We start from the raw sequence: 18,600 nt of genomic DNA, 5'->3' as shown, positions 1-18,600 counted from the left end.
ATCATCTCTATTTTATCGGGATATAAAATTCCGTTTTAAGTTTATGAGGCTCTACCCGTTCTGGGTTACTAATGTATTTTTCCCTAACAACTTCATCGCGCAATTCGTAGTCGTTGTTTAATAACCATTCGTTAAAAATATAGTCGTAAACATCTGAAAAACATTCATAATTTCCCTGGTATAAGAACGTTGCAAACTTACCGCCTTTAAGTGTTTTAACTCCAATATCTCCAGTGGCTTTTGCATCTTTACGTATTATTAGGCAAGAATCGTATCTAATTTTATCTTCGTCGGTTACTTTCGGATCGTCGTGTGCTAGCCCTATATGTTCAATCCCAGCTGTAAATAACTTTTGTTCTTTTACCTGCTCCCAAAGTTTTTTCCAAGCCGAAGGATAATCTAAAGATTGATAAGCACCTTGCATACGGATGTACATACATTTTTTGTCTTCTATATCTAAGATTTTGGGTTTTTTAATATTTAAATTTTTATTGTGTTTAGCACTGGATGTCGTTTCCATGGTATTCGTTTTTTTAATTGTAAATAATTTGTTTTTGCGATACGCGGTAGGAGACACCCCAAAATGATTTTTAAACTTTTTAGATAATGACGATGGTGTTTCAAAACCAACATTATAAGCAATGCTTTCAATGTCCAAAGAAGTATAACGAATCATTTTTGCAGCAGTTTCTACACGTGTTCTAGAAATGTATGCCCCTATGGGTTCTCCTAATAACGCTCTACTAATACGATGAAAATGAAACGGCGAAAAATGTGAGATCTCAGCCAACGTCTTAATATCTATTTTGCTGTCTAAATGATTATGTATATACTCTATAATTACATTTAGTTTTTGATTATAAAACGCTTTGTTGTTTTGTTTCAGTGTCATTTTTATCGTATTGATGTGACAAATGTATTCACTAATACTAGTATAAACTTTTCCAAACTTGCTGAATGTGTTCATTCCTTCGCAGACAGGAATCTTTTAAATTGAAACTAAATTATAAATTCCTGCCTTCTTAAGAATACACATATAAGAAACCAAAAATTAATGTTTTAACTTTTTTGATTTGATTTATAGAGGTAGGTCAAGAATGATAAGTAATATTATTAATCAGCTCCACATTAACTTCATGTACACCATCAAATGGTATAATACTTACGTGGTTTCCAAATAATTCAGAAGCTCGTTTAGTTTCAAGCATTATACGTTCTTTATTTATATAGTCATCATCTTTGCCGTAAATCAATGATACTTTAGCTTTTAAGAATTTTAAATCCTCGACAACTAATTCTTTAGGAATACCTCCCGAATGTAATACCAATTGACTGCATTGTAATTTCCTTTTTGCTACATAACGAGTTGCAATGCTCACGCCTTGCGAATATCCAAAAATGATTAGTTTTTTATCTTTAGAAATATTTTCGGATTCTAAAACAGCATCCAGATAACGCATCACGTTTTCGGTCTCCCTTAGTGTATTTTCTTTAGTCAACCAGCTGGCCCCAACATGTTTAAATTTTGAATGCAAATAATATTTGCTACTTGCCTGTGGGGCGATAATATAATTTTCTTCAGCATTAAGTTGCTTAAAATATTTTAAGAAATACCTGCTTAAATACCCCATACCATGGCACACCAACCAAACATACTTTGTTTTATCGGTTAATATATTTAAAGTAGAATAAGTATTTGTAGTTTGGTATGATATTTCTTTTTCACTGGAATTCATTTCTTAAACAGGTTTTGTACTTTTGTTTCGGATATTTAACTTGTTAAAACAAGTTCTTAAAAATAAATTATTCTATGCAATTATCTAAGGAAAAAGTTTTGGCCCAGGCAAATGCCGCTTGTAAAAATACTTTAATGGAAACCTTGAGTATTGAAGTTATAGATTACGGAGATAACTTTTTAATAGCTAAAATGCCTGTAAACTCAAGAGTACACCAACCAGATGGCGTATTACATGGAGGTGCTACTGTAGCTTTGGCTGAAAGTGTTGGCAGTTTTGCATCGCATATTTTTATAGATACCGAAAAATTCTTTGTGAGAGGTATAGAAATTACAGCAAATCATATAAAAAGTATAAAAGAAGGGTTTGTTTATGCCAAAGCAACTTTTTTACATAAAGGCAGAACAACACAATTATTAGATATACGAGTTACAGACGAGGCCGATAATTTAATTTCAATTTGTAAATTATCGACTATTGCTTTACCAAAAAGAGACCGTTAATGACGTTGACATCTTTTTTTAAACGTTTAGAAACGCAATACAATAGTAAATTACCTTTTGTAGCTTATAGAAAACCAAATGAGAACCGGGTAAGTGTGTTGTTACAACAGACAAACGATTTACATACCACAAACGATTTTGTAGAAGAAGGCTTTGTGTTTTCTCCCTTCGATGATACTAAAAAAACAGTTTTAATACCTTTAAGAGACTCTGAGAACATATTTGCCGACGTTACAGATATTGAGAGTCATATCGAACTTACAGATAAAAAAGAAGGAAGTACTACCGAAGATTCAAAAGAAAAGCAGCAACATATCAATTTAATTAAAAAAGGTGTTGATGCTATTGCTAATAATCAATTAAAAAAAGTAGTGCTTTCCAGACAGGAAACCGTTACCATTGCAGACCCTAATCCCATATCTGTTTTTAAAAGTCTGTTGTGCGCTTATACATCGGCATTTGTGTATTGCTGGTATCATCCACAAGTAGGGTTGTGGCTAGGAGCTACGCCAGAAACACTAATAAAAATTGAAGGAAATCGATTTTCAATTATGGCGTTGGCAGGTACGCAAGATTATAAAGGTACTTTAGATGTGGTTTGGGAGGATAAAGAAAAAGAAGAGCAGCAATTTGTTACTGATTTTATTATCGACAATTTAAAGCCTTCGGTCGAGAGTTTTAAAGTATCTGATGTCGAAACAGTCAAGGCTGGTAATTTACTGCATTTAAAAACGATGATTTCTGCCCGTTTAAAACCAGAATCAAACTTAAAAGAGGTTGTTTCTGTATTGCATCCAACACCTGCTGTTTGTGGTTTGCCAAAACATGATGCAAAACAATTTATTTTAAAAAATGAATCTTATAACAGGGCATTTTATACCGGTTTTTTAGGAGAACTTAATATGGCAACCAAATTAGAGTCAAGATCTGCAAAACGCAATATTGAAAACAGAGCGTACACCATCAATAAAAAGAGTACCCGATTGTATGTAAACTTAAGGTGTATGCAACTAAAGAATAAAGAGGCTATTATTTATGTTGGTGGCGGTATTACAAAATATTCTGTTCCGGAAAAAGAATGGCAGGAAACAGTATCTAAATCTTTGATAATTAAAAATGTTTTGTGATTTTGTATTTCAAAAATCCGGAAAATAAAATTGAAACCACACCTGAATTAAAGAAAACCACCCCGGAATATAATGAGGATGAAATCGATATGTTCTTTGTCGGTGGACATAATTATATTTTTTGTTATTAAAACCTATGTCTTTTGGTGTTTTATTGTGTTCTGTGCCAGATGTTATTCTCATAATATTCGTTTTTAATTATTAATAATTTGTTTTTAAGTATGTATGCCTTTAGAAATACTACAAAAATGATTTTTCAAACTTTTCTGTTACTAAAAGCAATGTTTTAAGTATCTAAATGATAAAACAAATGTATCCACCATATAAATTATAGACTTTTCCAATCTTGCTTTATATGTTTTTATATGAATTCTTAATATTGAAACTAGCTTGAATATTCTGGCGAGACTTTACCTTGAGAGACAGTAAAAGGCAAAAACAATAATAATTAAAAACGTTTTGTTGCTAAGTATTTCTGCCTATTTGTTATTTTAGCGCCTAGATTATTACTACATGATTTATCCAAAAATCCCACTAGCCCAAACTGTTATACAGCTATATAAAAAAAAGGGTGTTAAACATATTGTTATTTCTCCGGGTAGTAGAAATGCCCCGTTAACCATAGGCTTTTCTAACGATAATTATTTTAAATGCTATAGTGTTGTAGATGAGCGTTGTGCTGCGTTTTTTGCTTTAGGAATCGCTCAGCAACTCCAAGAACCTACAGCAGTTGTTTGTACTTCTGGTAGTGCATTGTTAAATTACTATCCTGCTGTTGCCGAAGCGTTTTATAGTGATATTCCTTTAATTGTACTTTCGGCAGACAGACCCAAGCATTTAATAGGGGTTGGCGACGGACAAACTATTAACCAAAAAAATGTATTTGAAACCCATATTTTATATTCGGCTAATTTAAAACTAGATTTAAAAGAAGAAAATACCAATGATGTAGTAGAAGAGTTACCCATTTTTAAAAACCTGGAAGATAAGGTTGAAACGCTACTCGGGTTAAAGAAAACCATTCAAGAATATAATGAAGAGGAAATCGGTAAGGCTATAAATATGACCCTTCTTAAAAAGGGGCCTGTTCATATTAATGCGCCATTTGAAGAGCCTTTATATGATATGGTAGATGAATTATCTGTAAGTCCTAAATCAACTACTCCAGAAAATGAACCGTTACAAGTTGATGATGCTGTTTTGACTGCTTGTATAAAAGATTGGAATGCAGTTTCGAAAAAAATGGTCGTTGTTGGTGTTAATTATCCTAATCAAATAGAACAACGCTGGTTAGATATGCTGGCAACGGATAACAGTGTTATTGTATTTACAGAAACGACATCTAATATTTATCATAATGATTTTTTCCCAAGTATAGATAAGTTAATAGCTCCTTTAGACGATGAAGGGTTTAACATGCTTCAACCGGATATTTTACTAACTTTTGGAGGTTTAATAGTTTCTAAAAAAATAAAAGCTTTTTTAAGAAAATATAAACCACAACACCATTGGCATGTCGATTTAAAGAAAGCGAACGACACTTTTTTTAGTTTAAGTAATTTTATAGAAACCACACCGAATCACTTTTTTTCTAAATTTTTACCAGAAACAAAACCAGTTAAAAGTAATTACAGGCTTTACTGGGATGGTATAAAAGCATCGAGACTTATAAAACACGATAATTACTTAAATAATATAGAATTTTGTGATTTAAAAGCCTTCGATGTTATATTAGATTCAATACCAAACAATACTATTTTACAATTAGGAAACAGTTCTACCGTACGCTATGCACAATTATTTGATTTAAATAAAACATTACAGGTGTTTTGTAATCGTGGTACCAGTGGTATTGATGGATGCACATCTACAGCTATTGGCTGCGCAGTTGCAAACAATAAACAAACGACTTTAATTACGGGCGATTTAAGTTTTTTATACGATAGCAATGCCTTATGGAATAATTACATTCCTGATAATTTTAGAATCATTGTTATTAATAACCAAGGAGGAGGGATTTTTAGAATTCTTCCAGGTCATAAAAACACCGAAAATTTTGACACCTATTTTGAAACGAATCACCAGTTAACAGCAGAGCATTTGTGTAACATGTATGGTTTAAAATATGAATCGGCTTCAGATGACATGGCTTTGAAAATGATGTTAAAATCATTTTATTCAGAAGATAACCAACCTAAATTATTAGAGGTTTTTACGCCAAAAGATCTTAATGACGAGATCCTTTTAGAGTACTTTAAATATATAGATTAATATAATTATGTGACTTTCTCTAATTTGTTGTGTCTAAAAAACAGTTATCTTTAAAACAGTTATTAATATAATTATTTTACAAACACACTTAACACATTATTTATTATGAGTAAAAGAGATGAACTTATTGCAAAGTATGCTGCAGATTTAAAAGATAAATGCGGCGTTAATGCAGACATGGATTTATTAACTAAAGTTACTATTGGTTGTGGTCCATCAATTTATAATGCAGATTCCTCAACAGTTTCCGGTTCAGACGAATCTGAACTTGCTACAGTAAAAAATAACTTTTTAATTAAAAAATTAGGATTAAAAGACAGTGCTGATTTAGATAAAGGTATTGCTGCTGTAATGGACAAATATGGACAATCTAATCGTAATAAATACAGAGCAGTTGTATATTATTTACTGACTAAACATTTCAAAAAAGAATCTGTTTATTAGTCAATTTTCATATAGATATTTAATTTAAGCATTACAATTATTGTAGTGCTTTTTTTGTACCATGAATTGAGTTCTGGGTTTCATTTATTAAGTTGTAACCAACGAAATATCTTGTGTCTTTACAATTCTAAAGTAAGAGTATTTCATTTCAAGAAATTCTTTATTTTCAAGCAAAAAAACTCAATCTAATATCATTACCTTTGCCCCATGATACATTTAGGACAGATAAATACATTAGATATATTTCGTGAAACAGATCATGGTGTGTATTTAATTGATGAAGAAGATAATGAAGTGTTATTACCTAATAGGTATGTGCCTGAGTCTTTTAAAATTTGGGACAAACTAGAAGTTTTTGTGTATTTAGATAATGAGGAACGCCCAGTTGCTACCACAGATATGCCATATATTAAACGTGATGATTTTGCATTGTTACGTTGTAATCAAGTTACCGATTATGGTGCCTTTTTAGATTGGGGGTTGGTTAAAGAACTATTTTGTCCGTTTAAAGAACAAGCTTTTAAAATGAAACCAGGAGGCTGGTATTTGGTACATTGTTATTTGGATGAAAAAACCAATAGGTTAGTAGCTTCAAGCAAAACAAATAGGTTTTTAGATAACAAAGAACTCACGGTAAATGAATTTGATGAAGTTGATTTAATTGTATCGCATCCTTCAGACATAGGAATGAATGTTATAGTAAACAAAATACATTCTGGACTCATTTATAAGAATGTTATATTTTCAGACCTAAGCGTAGGCGATAAATTAAAAGGTGTTGTTAAGAAAGTACGTCCCGGAAATAAACTAGATATTGTCTTAGGGAAAATAGGCTATAGAAATATAGAACCTAATGCAGAACGTATTATGAATGAGCTTCATGATAACAGCGGGTATTTAAACCTTACAGATAAATCGAATCCTGAAGTTATAAAAGATATGCTCCAAATGAGCAAGAAAAGTTTTAAAAAAGCAGTTGGTACCTTATACAAACAAAAACTTTTGGAAATAAAACCTGATGGTATTTATTTAGTTTAATGTAGTAATAAGTTTTTGTTTTACTTTGCTATAAACACTGTCCATAGCTTCATATAAAGTGTCATAATCAATTTTATCATCAGATATGCAAAAATCACTTTCAATCTTTGCATTCATTTTACTGGCAAGATTGTGTCCTACAACGCCGTAAGCACATAAGTTTTTTGCTTTATTTCTAAATAAATCTATATCCATCAATTTTACAGAATAAGAGTTTATTCTATTTGTAACAACACCAAATGGTCTTGATTCACCAAAATATGATTTAAATTCATCAAAAAAAACATTAGAATTATTAATATCTATATGTGCTCCTTCATTAAATTCAATAATAGCCATATGATTAAAAAAGAATATCGTACCCAAATCCTTTTTTTTAGTTTTTAAAATATGGTTAGAGATTTCAGACTCAATTGTTTTCATGTTCTTAATTTATAGATGCTTTTTTTTAAATTTTTTATGGTTTAAATTGTTGTGGTACAGTTAGTTTTGTTATTTAATTTTTCAGCCTACAAATATACTATGCTTGCATAATATATTTGTAGTGTTTTTTATTATTATTTAAAATTCAATAATTTATTGGGTTTGTTTTAAAAAGTTTAAATAACTAATGTTTTTTTTAAAAAAAACACGGTTTTATTAATAAATATTGACAATTACTTATTTAAACAAAAACAAAATAGTATGAATTTATTTACTAATCTTACAAGAGAAATGCTTATTGTATAGGATTTTAATATTTGCATGTGTTTAAATACCAGAAGTATAGGAAGGAATTTTTATAAATAAATAAAAATATAGCAGTGCTATTATTTAGCAAATTAAATATTATAAGTGAGTGTTTTATTTAGTGAACTCATCTTGACTTTTTCTATTTCCTAAAAAACGGCTAAAATTCGCCCATATTTCGTTACTTTTTTTATGCTTAGCTATGCTATGCTTTTCAAAAAGTGTCTCATCTGAACAAATTTTATCTCATTTTCGGTTAAAAACAAAAAGTCAAGATGAGTTCAGTGTAAAGAAAGTAAAATGTCTTTTTTTACTTTGCCATAAGTATGAGTCATAGCTTCATGAATACAGTCATAATTAATTTTATTAAAATTACAGAAGCTATTCTCTATTTCTGCATTCATTTTACTGGCCCTATTATGTCCAACCACTGCATAATGGCATAGATTCGAAATCTTTTTTTTAAATAAGTCTGCATCCAATAGATTTATAGAATAAGAGTTTATTCTATTAGCAACTATTCCAAATGGTCTTGAATTACCAAAAAAGTTTATTAGTTCTTCAAAAATTTCATTGGAATTATTAATATCGATATGTACGCCTTCGTTAAATTCTATAACGGCAATGTGGTTAAAAAAGAATATATTACCTAATTCCTTTTGTGTAGATTTCACAATATGATTTGAAAAATCAGATTCAGCAATTTTCATATAATTATACTTCTTTTGTTAGAGATTGAGAGACTGGAAGTTATAATTTTTGTTAATCTAATATAAATAGATCGACAAGTAACAAATATAATATGAACACATTATATATTCAAGATAAAATATCAGTTGGTTATATTATTGCGGATAATTTACTGTAATGTAAAATTGGTTATATTTTTTTTAATTTTTATGTTAAAATATTAAAAAATATTTATTATATATAAGGTTGAACTATTTTATAAAAAATACTTTTTGTAGTTTAAGTTGTAGGAATTAGCGTTTCAAATTTAGTATTTTTGCCAGATGATTAATCAAGAAACCATAGTAGCTTTAGCAACACCATCAGGAGCTGGAGCTATAGCTATTATAAGATTATCTGGAAAAAATGCCATAGATTTTGTAGAAAGTCAATTTAAATCAATTTCAGGAAAAAAGCTAAGTAAACAAGCCACACATACTATTCATTTAGGGCATATTATACATGGAAACAAAACTATAGACGAAGTATTGGTATCGGTTTTTAAAAACCCTAACTCATATACCGGCGAAAATGTGGTTGAGATTTCGTGTCACGGATCAAATTATATTCAGCAAGAAATTATTCAATTATTTTTGCGTCAGGGATGCAGAATGGCAACAGCTGGTGAGTTTACGTTAAGAGCATTTTTAAATGGCAAACTGGATTTAAGCCAGGCAGAAGCTGTAGCAGATTTAATTTCTAGTGATAATGAAGCATCCCATCAAATAGCTATGCAACAAATGCGTGGTGGTTTTTCGTCTGAAATTGCTAAGCTTCGCGAAGAACTTTTAAATTTTGCATCTTTAATAGAATTAGAACTTGATTTTGCCGAAGAAGATGTTGAGTTTGCCGATAGAACCCAGTTTAAAGATTTAATAGAACGTATTACGTTTGTACTTAAACGCCTGATAGATTCATTTGCCGTAGGTAATGTTATTAAAAATGGTATTCCGGTTGCTATAGTGGGAGAACCTAATGTTGGGAAATCGACGCTTTTAAATGCACTTTTAAATGAAGAACGTGCTATAGTAAGTGATGTAGCAGGGACTACCAGAGATACTATTGAAGATGAAATATCTATAGGAGGAATCGGTTTCAGATTTATAGACACGGCCGGAATAAGAGATACCAAAGATGTGGTAGAAAGTATAGGGATTAAAAAGACCTTTGAAAAGATAGAACAAGCGCAAGTTGTTGTTTATCTTTTTGAATCGGATGTCATTTCGAACGCTAGTGAGAAATCTCAAAGTATTAAGATAGAGATAGAAAAGATTAAAAATAAATATCCACAAAAACCCTTAATTGTTATTGCCAATAAAATTGATAAACTTTCAGAAAATGCAGTTGCTGTTTTAAATAAGGAGCTCTCTGTCATTTCGAGCGCTAGCGAGAAATCCCATAGTCTGTTACTATCAGCAAAGCAGGGGGTAGGAGTCGAGGAACTTAAAGAGCACTTATTAAGTTTTGTAAATACAGGCGCTTTAAGGAATAATGATACCATAGTAACTAATTCACGTCATTATGATTCTCTCTTAAAAGCATTTGAAGAAATTGATAAAGTTAAATCTGGATTAGATTCTGGTTTATCAGGCGATTTATTGGCTATAGATATTCGTCAAGCATTATACCATTTTGGTGAAATTACAGGAGAAATTACTAATGATGATTTATTAGGAAATATTTTTGCTAATTTTTGTATCGGTAAATAATTACTTACCAGAAAAATATAATTTAAGCTAATAAAAATCAACTATCTACTCGAAAGTATGTCACTTCGAAGTTCCTGTCATATTCAAACGAAGGCCATTAACATTTTCTAGAAAGGATATTATAAATTGGTTATTGGAAATATAAAATAATCGAATCTAAATAATACCAATCTCCAAAGAAGAAATCGAAGTTGTTTAAACTTTTTTTCAATTGGTTGCAAAATGCTCTTTTTTACTCAATTTTAAAACAAAAATACACCAATGTGTCGCCCAAAGTAACTATCAAAAATTTAATATAATTATTCAAACCTTAAATTTATATCTTTGATTTTGTAACTATTACGATATTATACTTGAAAGCAATTACAAAATATTGGTTTTTAGAAGGCTTTAATCTTTTTAGAAAACTCGGAATGCTCAACATGATGAAAATCTGTGAGATTCTGGAAATGGATAATATTGAAAAAGGCAAATCTATTGAGCTTAATGATAAACATAAGGATAGTGTTTTCTTTCTAAAAAGAGGCAGTGTTAAAATTGTAAACACGACAAATAATACCGTAAAATATGTTGTAAAGCGCGGTAATATCTTTGGAGAACTTTCTCTTTATAACAAAGAAGCTGCAACCGAAGAAGTAGCTTATGCCCTGGAGGACTGTGTAATCTGTTACATAGAATCTGAACAGATGGAAAAACTTATGGAAAAACATAAGTCACTAAAAAATGGCGTACTTAAAATTTATGGTCTACGCATTCAAAAATTAGAAAGAAGACTTCACGATTTATTATATAAAGATAGTACAACAAGAATAAGAGAATTTATTTTAGATTATTTAGAAGAGTTTGGTGAAAAAAATGATGGAGGCATATCAATTGCTAAAAATTTATTGTCCCATAAAGAGATTGCAAACCTTACTAATACGTCAAGACAAACAGTTAGTAATGTATTAAGCAAAATGCGAAAAGAAGGAGTTATAGATTATAACGTTCAATTTATTTCTAACACCAAATAGTTAGATGAAATCCAAACTAGTTAAGCTTTGGAATACATTTAAGACATTACTTAAACAAGGTTTAGCACCAAAACAATTGGCCATGAGTTTAGTGATTTCTACGTTGGTTTCTATTTTTCCAATGTTTGGTGTCAGTACCATAGTATTAACCTGTATAGCTTTGCCGTTTAGACTCAACCTACCAATAATGATTGCATTTAGCTATATTATTGAACCTTTAAAGTTTTTAGTTCTTATTCCATTTATAAACTTAGGAGCCATGGTGTTTGGTACAGAACACACACTACTTACTTTTGAAGCTATTAAAGCAAGCTACGAGCTTAGTTTTTTTAATACAATTAAAACCTTATCCTATGAATTATTATGTGGTTTTGTCGGGTGGACGCTAACCGCAATCCCCTCAGGTATAATATTTTTCTTTTTTCTGAAAGTAATTTTAACATATTTCGACAAACTTAAAACTAACCAATTAACCACAAAATGAAACTAACTAAAATATTAGGGTGTTTAGGCATTGTTGCGTCTATTCTTGTAGGATTAGGCGAATACCTATTACATTATTCTTCAGATATTTTAGAACATTCTAAAGATTATGAGTTTTTCAAATTTGTATCATTAGATAATCTTACTACAGGACATTTTTTAGCAGTTATAGGGTTGCCCTTTTATTTTGCAGGATACATTCATATTTATAGAATGCTAAAATCTGGCAACGAAAACTTGGCAAGAATTGTTCTAGCAATTGGTTTTGTAGCCTTTGCAGTAGGCGGTGTTTGGATTGGTTCCCGAGCTTCAATAGGTAATGTCGTTCATTTAAAAGATACAATGGATGCCTCTACATATCAAAACCTATTAGCACATTACACAAACCATATGGAAGTATTAGTGCAAGCCCTTCGCATAGTAATAGCGACACTATCTGTTGTCTTTGCAATCACCATTTTAAAAGGAGGTACGTATTACAAAAAATGGATGGCTGTTTTCAATCCCATTGTTATACTTATTTTGCTAGTAGTTATTGGCAAACTATTACCATCAATAGGCAAGCATATGCTGCCTATCCTAATGAATGTTACTCATTTTATTCTTTTCACATTATCATTATACCAACTAAGTAAACTAACAAAAAGCCAACAATAATGTTAAGTAAAAACACAAGAAACCTCTTAAGTATATTTAAGAAAACCTTTATCGTAATAGGTTTAATTTTAGTAGCATTAATAGCAGTTGTTCTTTGGTTTTTCTGGAACGACGCTGCTTCAGAGAAATATGATATTACTATAGATGATAATAAAATACCGTTGTTTGAACAAGTAACACTTAATTTTAACCATCAATATAATAGTGAAAAATCATTACCAATTGCACCTGCAGCATTAATAGATATTGACAACGACAATGTGGATGAAGTGTTCTTTGGAGGAGGCATGAATCAAGAAGATGCCATTTTTGCATACCGAAATAATGAATTTGTTGATATATCTTCCGAAGTCAATTTGCCTAAAAAAGGAAATACAACAACAACAGTTGGTATAGTATCAGCCGATTTCGATAACAATGGTTTTTCTGATATTATTTTAGGAAGAGAAGACGGTTTACGTATTTATTATAATACAAACGGAACGTTTACAGAAAAAATTATCGATACACCAATGAATGAGAAATCTAACCCAGCTGGGATTACCGTTGGAGATATAGACAAAGATGGAGACTTAGATATTTTCCTCGCCACTTATCTTAAAAAAGAATTAATGGAAGGGCAAACCATTTTTGAAGATTACACCTATGGTTCTACAAGCGAATTATTACTCAATAATGGAGACGATACATTTAAAAGCATCACTAAATCTGCTGGATTAGATTATGTACACAATACATTTCAAGGTGTGCTAGTTGATATCGATAATGACTCCTGGTTAGATTTAGTAGTGGTTCATGATACAGGTGAAGCTAGAACCTATAAAAATAATGGTGATTTAACATATACAATGAAACCAAACCCATTAACCAAAAAATTTGCCTATCCCATGGGATTAGCTGTTGGTGATTATAATAATGATGGTTTGGTAGATTTTATGTTCTCTAATACAGGAAGTACCCTACCAAGAGCGTTAGCAAAAGGAGATATAAAAGACGCCTCTTTATTCAATGAAAAATGGATTCTCTTTAGAAACGATGGCGACTTTAAATTCACAGATACAGCCGAAGAAACTAAAATAGCAGATTACGAATTTTCTTGGGGTTGCACTTTTGCAGACATGAATAATGATGGATTACAAGATTTAATGGTTGCCGAAAATTATGTGGATTTAGCACCTAATAAATTATTTAGATTAAAAAGTAGATTCTTAGTTCAAAAAGAAGATGGCACTTTTGCGCCAACCGAAGAAAAAAGCGGTGTCGTTAATCCGCATTTTGCGATTACTTCTTTAGTTAGTGACTTTAATCAAGACGGCTACCTTGATATGATTTGGGTAAATATTAATACACCCTCTTTAGCTTATATAAATAAGGGAGGCACCAACAATTATTTGCAAGTAGATTTAGGAGAATCTGTAAACGTACAAGGAGCAAAAGTTACTATTACAACACCTACAAAAACGCTCACCGAATGGATGGTAACAGGAGAAGGTTTAGCAAGCGACCAAACAGCATTGCTTCAATTTGGACTAGGTAAAGAGTCTAGCATTTTGAACCTTAAAGTTCACTTGGCGAATAATAAAGAAATTAGTATTGATAATCCAAAAATCAATAGCATTGTTGATTTAAAAGCAGAAGTTGAAAAACACAGCACAACTTTAGAAACAACTATTGAAGATGTGCAACAAGACTAAAGATTATAATTTATAAAGATGAGGAGGTATAGACCTTCATTTTATGTTATATTTTTAATAAGTAATAGTATAAGAATCGCTTTAGATTGTCGTCTAAAGTAAGTATTGAAAAAATAAAGCTTTCCCCAATTAAGATTAGACAGTAACTTGCCTGTTGGTAATGAAATTACATAGTATTTATATTATGTGATGGGGGAATTATTTCGCCTTTATTTAAAATAAAATATACTGAAAAAACAAAGATTATTTCAGAAACTGATATAGAAACCAAAGAATTAAAAACAACTAAAAGAATGAATTTTATTAAACAATTATTCGGACAGAATAAGCAAGAAGAAATTAAGGAATTATCTAAAGGCTATTGTCCAAATTGTTGGGGACACCAAGAATACGATAACCTAATAAGAGAAAAACATAAAGACGCGCAAATAAGTGTTAACAATCACAGTGCTAATTATGCATTTGTACAGGATTTTATAGTAACACACCTCAAGGGTATTAAACTTAAGAGTACAGTTACAGGAACAGAATGTCCTACTTGCGTCATTGTAAACAAAAAATAATGCTTAAAACATTCACATATTATGTCATTCTTATTATCCTAATTATAGGGTTATTTGGAGCAGGAGGTTTAGTAACCGAAGAATTTAAGACAGGCGAAGGTTGCCCCAAAATAATGCATATACCAATGTGTCTAGTTATTCTAATCTGTTTTCTTATACCATTCATAGCACACCTTTTTAAGAAATGGAATATCTTATATTTTTTATTTACAGGATTAGCAAGCAGTATAGCATTAGTAGCTTCTATTATGCAATTTACTGGACATGCTGAATGCCCAAAAACCACTTCAGGCACACCAATGTGTTACTATTCTTTAATACTGTTTAGTAGCTTAATTCTACTAAAAATATACCACCAAAAACCAACCAAATTATGAATATTTTAAAAAGCTTTAAAAAGAATATTATATGTTTTTTCTTGTTAATGAGTTCCATTGTTTTAGGGCAGAAAATTGATAAAACAATTTATTTAATTGGTAATACAGGTACAACAGATAAAACGGATGTGTTGTTAGAAATTATCAATGATTCTAAAAAAGCTGATAATCCAATATTATTATTGTTAGGTAACTCAGTTAATACAGAAGCTCAAAACAAAGATTTCGAAAAAAGCATAACGCATCAACTTGATAAGCTATCTTCATTTGCTGGTGAGACATTCTTTATGCCAGGAAAAAATGAATGGATAATTAATGGGCATAAAGGCGTTCAATCTATTGAAAAATATATTCAAAAAAATAGTGATTCAAAATTTTATCCAGATGATGGCGAAGCCATAAAACATAAAGACATATCAGAAAACATAGTCCTTATTACTGTAGATACACAATGGTTTTTAGAAGATTGGGATACCGATACTTATATAAATGATGATAGTGATATTAAAAACAGAACCTTATTCTTTTTAGAATTTGAAAATAGAATTAAGAAAGCACATGGTAAAATAATTCTAGTAGCATTACACCATCCAGTTGAAACAAATACGAAACAAGGTTTGTTAAGTAACGTTGGAGGAATTAATCCACAAGATTTTCAAAATAAGAAATATAGAAAACTTAGAAACAGATTAAAAACGATTGGTCAAGCCGCAGATAATATCATTTTTATATCGGGGAAAGATAAAAATTTACAATACATAAATAATGGAGTGCCACAAATTATAAGTGGTGCTGTTGGAGAAACTAGAAATGTTACTAATGTTAGTGAAGTAGATTTTGGGTTGGCAGAAAGAGGGTTTGCAAAGTTAGAAATTAATAATACAGGAGCAGTACATGTAAAATATTATACTGTGAAAAATGGCATATCTAATGAGGTTTTTAAGTCCAATATTCTAAAAGGACAAGAAAATAATAAAGGAACAAACTATACCTTTAAAGATGAATTCCCAAAAACACAATCAGCTTCAGTCTATACAAAAGAAGCCATCAATAAAAGTGGTTTTTACAAAACACTTTGGGGAAAACATTATAGACCGTTTTATGGAACAGATGTAGAAGCCCCAGTAGTTTTATTAGACACATTAATGGGAGGGCTTTCTCCTATAAAAAGAGGAGGTGGTCAACAATCAAAATCACTTAGGTTAGAAGATAAGAACGGAAAGCAATTTGTAATGCGAGCTATAAAAAAGAGTACTACTAAATTTCTTCAAGCAAATGTTTTTCCTCATGCTTATATAGCAAACTCACTTGACGATACAGCTATTGATAAGTTTTTATCCGATTTTTATACAACATCCAACCCTTACGGTCCATTTGCAATTGGTACACTATCAAGCGCAGTAGGAGTTAATCACACGAATCCTGTATTATATTATATTCCTAAGCAAAAAACATTAGGCGTATTTAATGAAGATTTTGGAGACGAATTATATATGATTGAAGAACATGTAGGAAGTACACAGGTTGGTTTAAATAGTTTTGGAAACCCAACAAAAATACTTAGTACCGCAGACGTGTTGCAGGAAATTCATAAAACAGGAAAATCAGTTGTCGATGAACCTTCATATATCAAAGCAAGACTTTTTGATATGCTTTTGGGAGATTGGGACAGACACGAAGACCAATGGCGTTGGGCCTTTTTTGATGATGAAAACGGAACATCATATTGCAAACCTATCCCTAGAGATAGAGACCAGGCATTTTCGAAATATGATGGAGCTCTAATTTCCTTTTTAACACGTGCCGTACCAGCGCTACGTAAAATGCAGTCCTACGATGAAGACATTAGGAGTGTTAAGTGGTTAGCTTCCTCACCATATCATTTAGATTTAATGCTAGTTAATGCCTCTGGTTGGGATGAATGGGAAAAACAAGCGCAATATATCCAAGATAACCTGAAGGATTCAGTTATAGAAAAAGCTTTTGAAGCTTTTCCTCCAGAAATAAGAGGAGAGGTAATTACAGATATAAAAGAAAAGCTCAAAGGAAGACGTGCTAATTTAATAAAAATAGCAAAAGAGTATTATGAATATTTAAATAAATTCGAAGTAGTTGTAGGGACTCAAAAATCTGATAAATTCACTATAACACGTCTTCCCAATGGCGAGACTTCAATAAAAATAGACCGCAAAGATATTGGGCTTTTAAATAGAACATTTTCTCATGATATTACCAAAGAAATATGGGTTTATGGTTTGGATGGAAAAGATACTTTTGTTGTAGACGGTGAAGGAAATGACCTTATTAAAATTAGAATAGTTGGTGGAAAGAAAAACGATACGTACGATTTTAAAAACACTAAAAAAGTAAAACTCTATGATTATAAGAGTAAAGAAAATACAATCGTAAATAAAAAATCTAAAAAGTGGTTGGTAGATGATTATGGCATTAACAATTACGACCATAAAAAGGTAAAACATAGTTTTAGTCAAGTACTGCCTTTATTGGGACTAAACCCCGATGATGGCGTGAAAATTGGAGCCCTAAATAATTTTTCATACTTCGGACTTCAACGAAATGAATTTACATATAAACATAGCATTAGTGCCGCATATTATACGGGTAATTCTGGTTATGACTTGTCTTATGCAGGAGAGTTTTCGAATATTTTTCACCATTGGAATTTTGGAGTAGAAGCTAAATATACCAGTCCGAATTTTGCACAAAATTTCTTTGGTTTTGGTAATGAAACCACCTATAATAAAGACGATGTAGACCTTGATTTTAATAGAGTAAGTATAAGAGAATTGAGTGCTGCCATTTCATTAATATGGAATGGAAGACATGGAGGTTCTTTTTATTTTAAGCCTTTAATAGAATCTTTTGAAGTTGAAAACGCATCAGATAGGTTCATAAATACGTTACCTGCAGATGCAACACTCTTCGATAAGCAAACGTATTTAGGCAGTGAAATAAATTACACTTTTAAAAATAAAAATGATATTGCCTATCCAACAATGGGCTTAGATGCTGGTATTACCGTTGGGTATAAAGCAGCCATAGATGGAGCTAATAAAAACAATGCCTTTGGTTATATAAAACCGCATATAGCTATAAACCATAAATTAAATAAAAGTGCTAGCCTTGTATTTGCTACAAAAATAGGAGGAGAAGCCATTCTTGGAAATGATTTTGAGTTATATCACGCTGCACAATTAGGAGGAGGTAAAAATCTTCGAGGATATAGAAAAGAACGTTTTATTGGTAAATATTCAACATTTCAGAGTACAGATATAAGACTTAAAATAGGTGATTTTAATAGCGGTATTATTCCAACAAAATATGGTATAACTGGAGGTTTTGATTATGGAAGAGTATGGTTAGAAAACGATGCATCAGATAAGTGGCATAATAGTATAGGAGGTTCCTTTTGGATTAGTGGTTTGGAAACATTCACTTTAAATGCAGGATATTATTCAAGTGCAGATGGAGGCATAATCTCCTTTATACTTGGTTTCTCCTTTTAA

The 18,600-nt window shown here is 31.0% G+C and carries 18 protein-coding genes; 13 read left to right on the top strand and 5 right to left on the bottom strand.

Annotation, left to right across the window (positions count from 1 at the left end; genetic code table 11):
- Window positions 1–7: 7 nt before the first annotated feature.
- Entirely contained in the window at window positions 8–892 is an 885-nt protein-coding gene (locus Q4Q35_RS14395) for an AraC family transcriptional regulator (protein WP_303278692.1), read from the bottom strand.
- A 199-nt stretch (window positions 893–1,091) separates the two neighbouring features.
- Window positions 1,092–1,736 carry an alpha/beta hydrolase gene (locus Q4Q35_RS14390; RefSeq protein WP_303278691.1) on the bottom strand — a complete coding sequence of 215 codons (645 nt, stop codon included), beginning with the start codon at window positions 1,734–1,736 and terminating at the stop codon, window positions 1,092–1,094.
- 74 nt (window positions 1,737–1,810) lie between these two features.
- Here Q4Q35_RS14390 and Q4Q35_RS14385 point away from each other — a divergent pair, with 74 nt between their 5' ends.
- Together Q4Q35_RS14385 and Q4Q35_RS14380 are read left to right on the top strand one after the other, a co-directional pair.
- A complete protein-coding gene (locus Q4Q35_RS14385) occupies window positions 1,811–2,239 on the top strand; it encodes a PaaI family thioesterase (RefSeq protein ID WP_303278690.1) in 429 nt (142 codons plus the stop codon).
- A complete protein-coding gene (locus tag Q4Q35_RS14380; RefSeq protein ID WP_303278689.1) occupies window positions 2,239–3,366 on the top strand; it encodes a chorismate-binding protein in 1,128 nt (375 codons plus the stop codon). The genes Q4Q35_RS14385 and Q4Q35_RS14380 overlap by 1 nt, the downstream gene beginning before the upstream one ends.
- 9 nt (window positions 3,367–3,375) lie before the next feature.
- Here Q4Q35_RS14380 and Q4Q35_RS14375 read toward each other — a convergent pair whose 3' ends face one another.
- Window positions 3,376–3,549 carry a hypothetical protein gene (locus Q4Q35_RS14375; RefSeq protein ID WP_303278688.1) on the bottom strand — a complete coding sequence of 58 codons (174 nt, stop codon included), beginning with the start codon at window positions 3,547–3,549 and terminating at the stop codon, window positions 3,376–3,378.
- Between the two features lie 330 nt (window positions 3,550–3,879).
- Here Q4Q35_RS14375 and menD point away from each other — a divergent pair, with 330 nt between their 5' ends.
- The 3 genes from menD (at window position 3,880) to Q4Q35_RS14360 (ending at window position 7,119) form a co-directional block, all read left to right on the top strand.
- Window positions 3,880–5,637 carry a 2-succinyl-5-enolpyruvyl-6-hydroxy-3-cyclohexene-1-carboxylate synthase gene (menD, locus tag Q4Q35_RS14370; protein WP_303278687.1) on the top strand — a complete coding sequence of 586 codons (1,758 nt, stop codon included), beginning with the start codon at window positions 3,880–3,882 and terminating at the stop codon, window positions 5,635–5,637.
- Window positions 5,638–5,742: 105 nt separating this feature from the next.
- Window positions 5,743–6,081 carry a DUF2853 family protein gene (locus Q4Q35_RS14365; RefSeq protein WP_303278686.1) on the top strand — a complete coding sequence of 113 codons (339 nt, stop codon included), beginning with the start codon at window positions 5,743–5,745 and terminating at the stop codon, window positions 6,079–6,081.
- A 207-nt stretch (window positions 6,082–6,288) separates the two neighbouring features.
- Entirely contained in the window at window positions 6,289–7,119 is an 831-nt protein-coding gene (locus tag Q4Q35_RS14360) for a CvfB family protein (protein ID WP_303278685.1), read from the top strand.
- Here Q4Q35_RS14360 and Q4Q35_RS14355 read toward each other — a convergent pair.
- Both Q4Q35_RS14355 and Q4Q35_RS14350 read right to left on the bottom strand, forming a co-directional pair.
- Complete coding sequence (locus Q4Q35_RS14355; RefSeq protein ID WP_303278684.1) at window positions 7,111–7,542, bottom strand: hypothetical protein; 432 nt, start codon at window positions 7,540–7,542, stop codon at window positions 7,111–7,113. The two genes, Q4Q35_RS14360 and Q4Q35_RS14355, sit on opposite strands and share 9 nt — an antisense overlap.
- Window positions 7,543–8,129: 587 nt before the next feature.
- A complete protein-coding gene (locus Q4Q35_RS14350; protein ID WP_303278683.1) occupies window positions 8,130–8,558 on the bottom strand; it encodes a hypothetical protein in 429 nt (142 codons plus the stop codon).
- Window positions 8,559–8,861: 303 nt separating this feature from the next.
- Here Q4Q35_RS14350 and mnmE point away from each other — a divergent pair, with 303 nt between their 5' ends.
- The 8 genes from mnmE to Q4Q35_RS14310 all read left to right on the top strand — a co-directional run bounded on the left by mnmE (window position 8,862) and on the right by Q4Q35_RS14310 (window position 18,600).
- Entirely contained in the window at window positions 8,862–10,286 is a 1,425-nt protein-coding gene (gene mnmE / locus Q4Q35_RS14345) for a tRNA uridine-5-carboxymethylaminomethyl(34) synthesis GTPase MnmE (RefSeq protein ID WP_303278682.1), read from the top strand.
- Between the two features lie 353 nt (window positions 10,287–10,639).
- Window positions 10,640–11,299, top strand: a complete 660-nt coding sequence (locus Q4Q35_RS14340; RefSeq protein ID WP_303278681.1) for a Crp/Fnr family transcriptional regulator — start codon at window positions 10,640–10,642, stop codon at window positions 11,297–11,299.
- A 4-nt stretch (window positions 11,300–11,303) separates the two neighbouring features.
- Window positions 11,304–11,783, top strand: coding sequence for a DUF2062 domain-containing protein (locus tag Q4Q35_RS14335; RefSeq protein WP_303278680.1), 480 nt, complete (start codon window positions 11,304–11,306; stop codon window positions 11,781–11,783).
- Complete coding sequence (locus tag Q4Q35_RS14330; protein ID WP_303278679.1) at window positions 11,780–12,439, top strand: DUF6796 family protein; 660 nt, start codon at window positions 11,780–11,782, stop codon at window positions 12,437–12,439. Before Q4Q35_RS14335 ends, Q4Q35_RS14330 begins: the two co-directional genes overlap by 4 nt.
- Entirely contained in the window at window positions 12,439–14,133 is a 1,695-nt protein-coding gene (locus tag Q4Q35_RS14325) for a CRTAC1 family protein (RefSeq protein WP_303278678.1), read from the top strand. The genes Q4Q35_RS14330 and Q4Q35_RS14325 overlap by 1 nt, the downstream gene beginning before the upstream one ends.
- A 293-nt stretch (window positions 14,134–14,426) precedes the next feature.
- A complete protein-coding gene (locus Q4Q35_RS14320) occupies window positions 14,427–14,696 on the top strand; it encodes a hypothetical protein (protein ID WP_303278677.1) in 270 nt (89 codons plus the stop codon).
- Window positions 14,696–15,073: a hypothetical protein gene (locus Q4Q35_RS14315; RefSeq protein WP_303278676.1), complete on the top strand. Its 378-nt coding sequence runs from the start codon at window positions 14,696–14,698 to the stop codon at window positions 15,071–15,073. The genes Q4Q35_RS14320 and Q4Q35_RS14315 overlap by 1 nt, the downstream gene beginning before the upstream one ends.
- Window positions 15,070–18,600 (top strand): bifunctional metallophosphoesterase/BamA family protein, encoded by a 3,531-nt coding sequence (locus Q4Q35_RS14310; RefSeq protein ID WP_303278675.1) that lies wholly within the window; start codon window positions 15,070–15,072, stop codon window positions 18,598–18,600. The genes Q4Q35_RS14315 and Q4Q35_RS14310 overlap by 4 nt, the downstream gene beginning before the upstream one ends.

The organism is Flavivirga aquimarina (assembly GCF_030540835.1).
GTDB lineage: Bacteria > Bacteroidota > Bacteroidia > Flavobacteriales > Flavobacteriaceae > Flavivirga > Flavivirga aquimarina.
The sequence above is the reverse complement of the archived record's forward strand: the minus strand, read 5'-3'. Positions and strand labels throughout refer to the sequence as shown.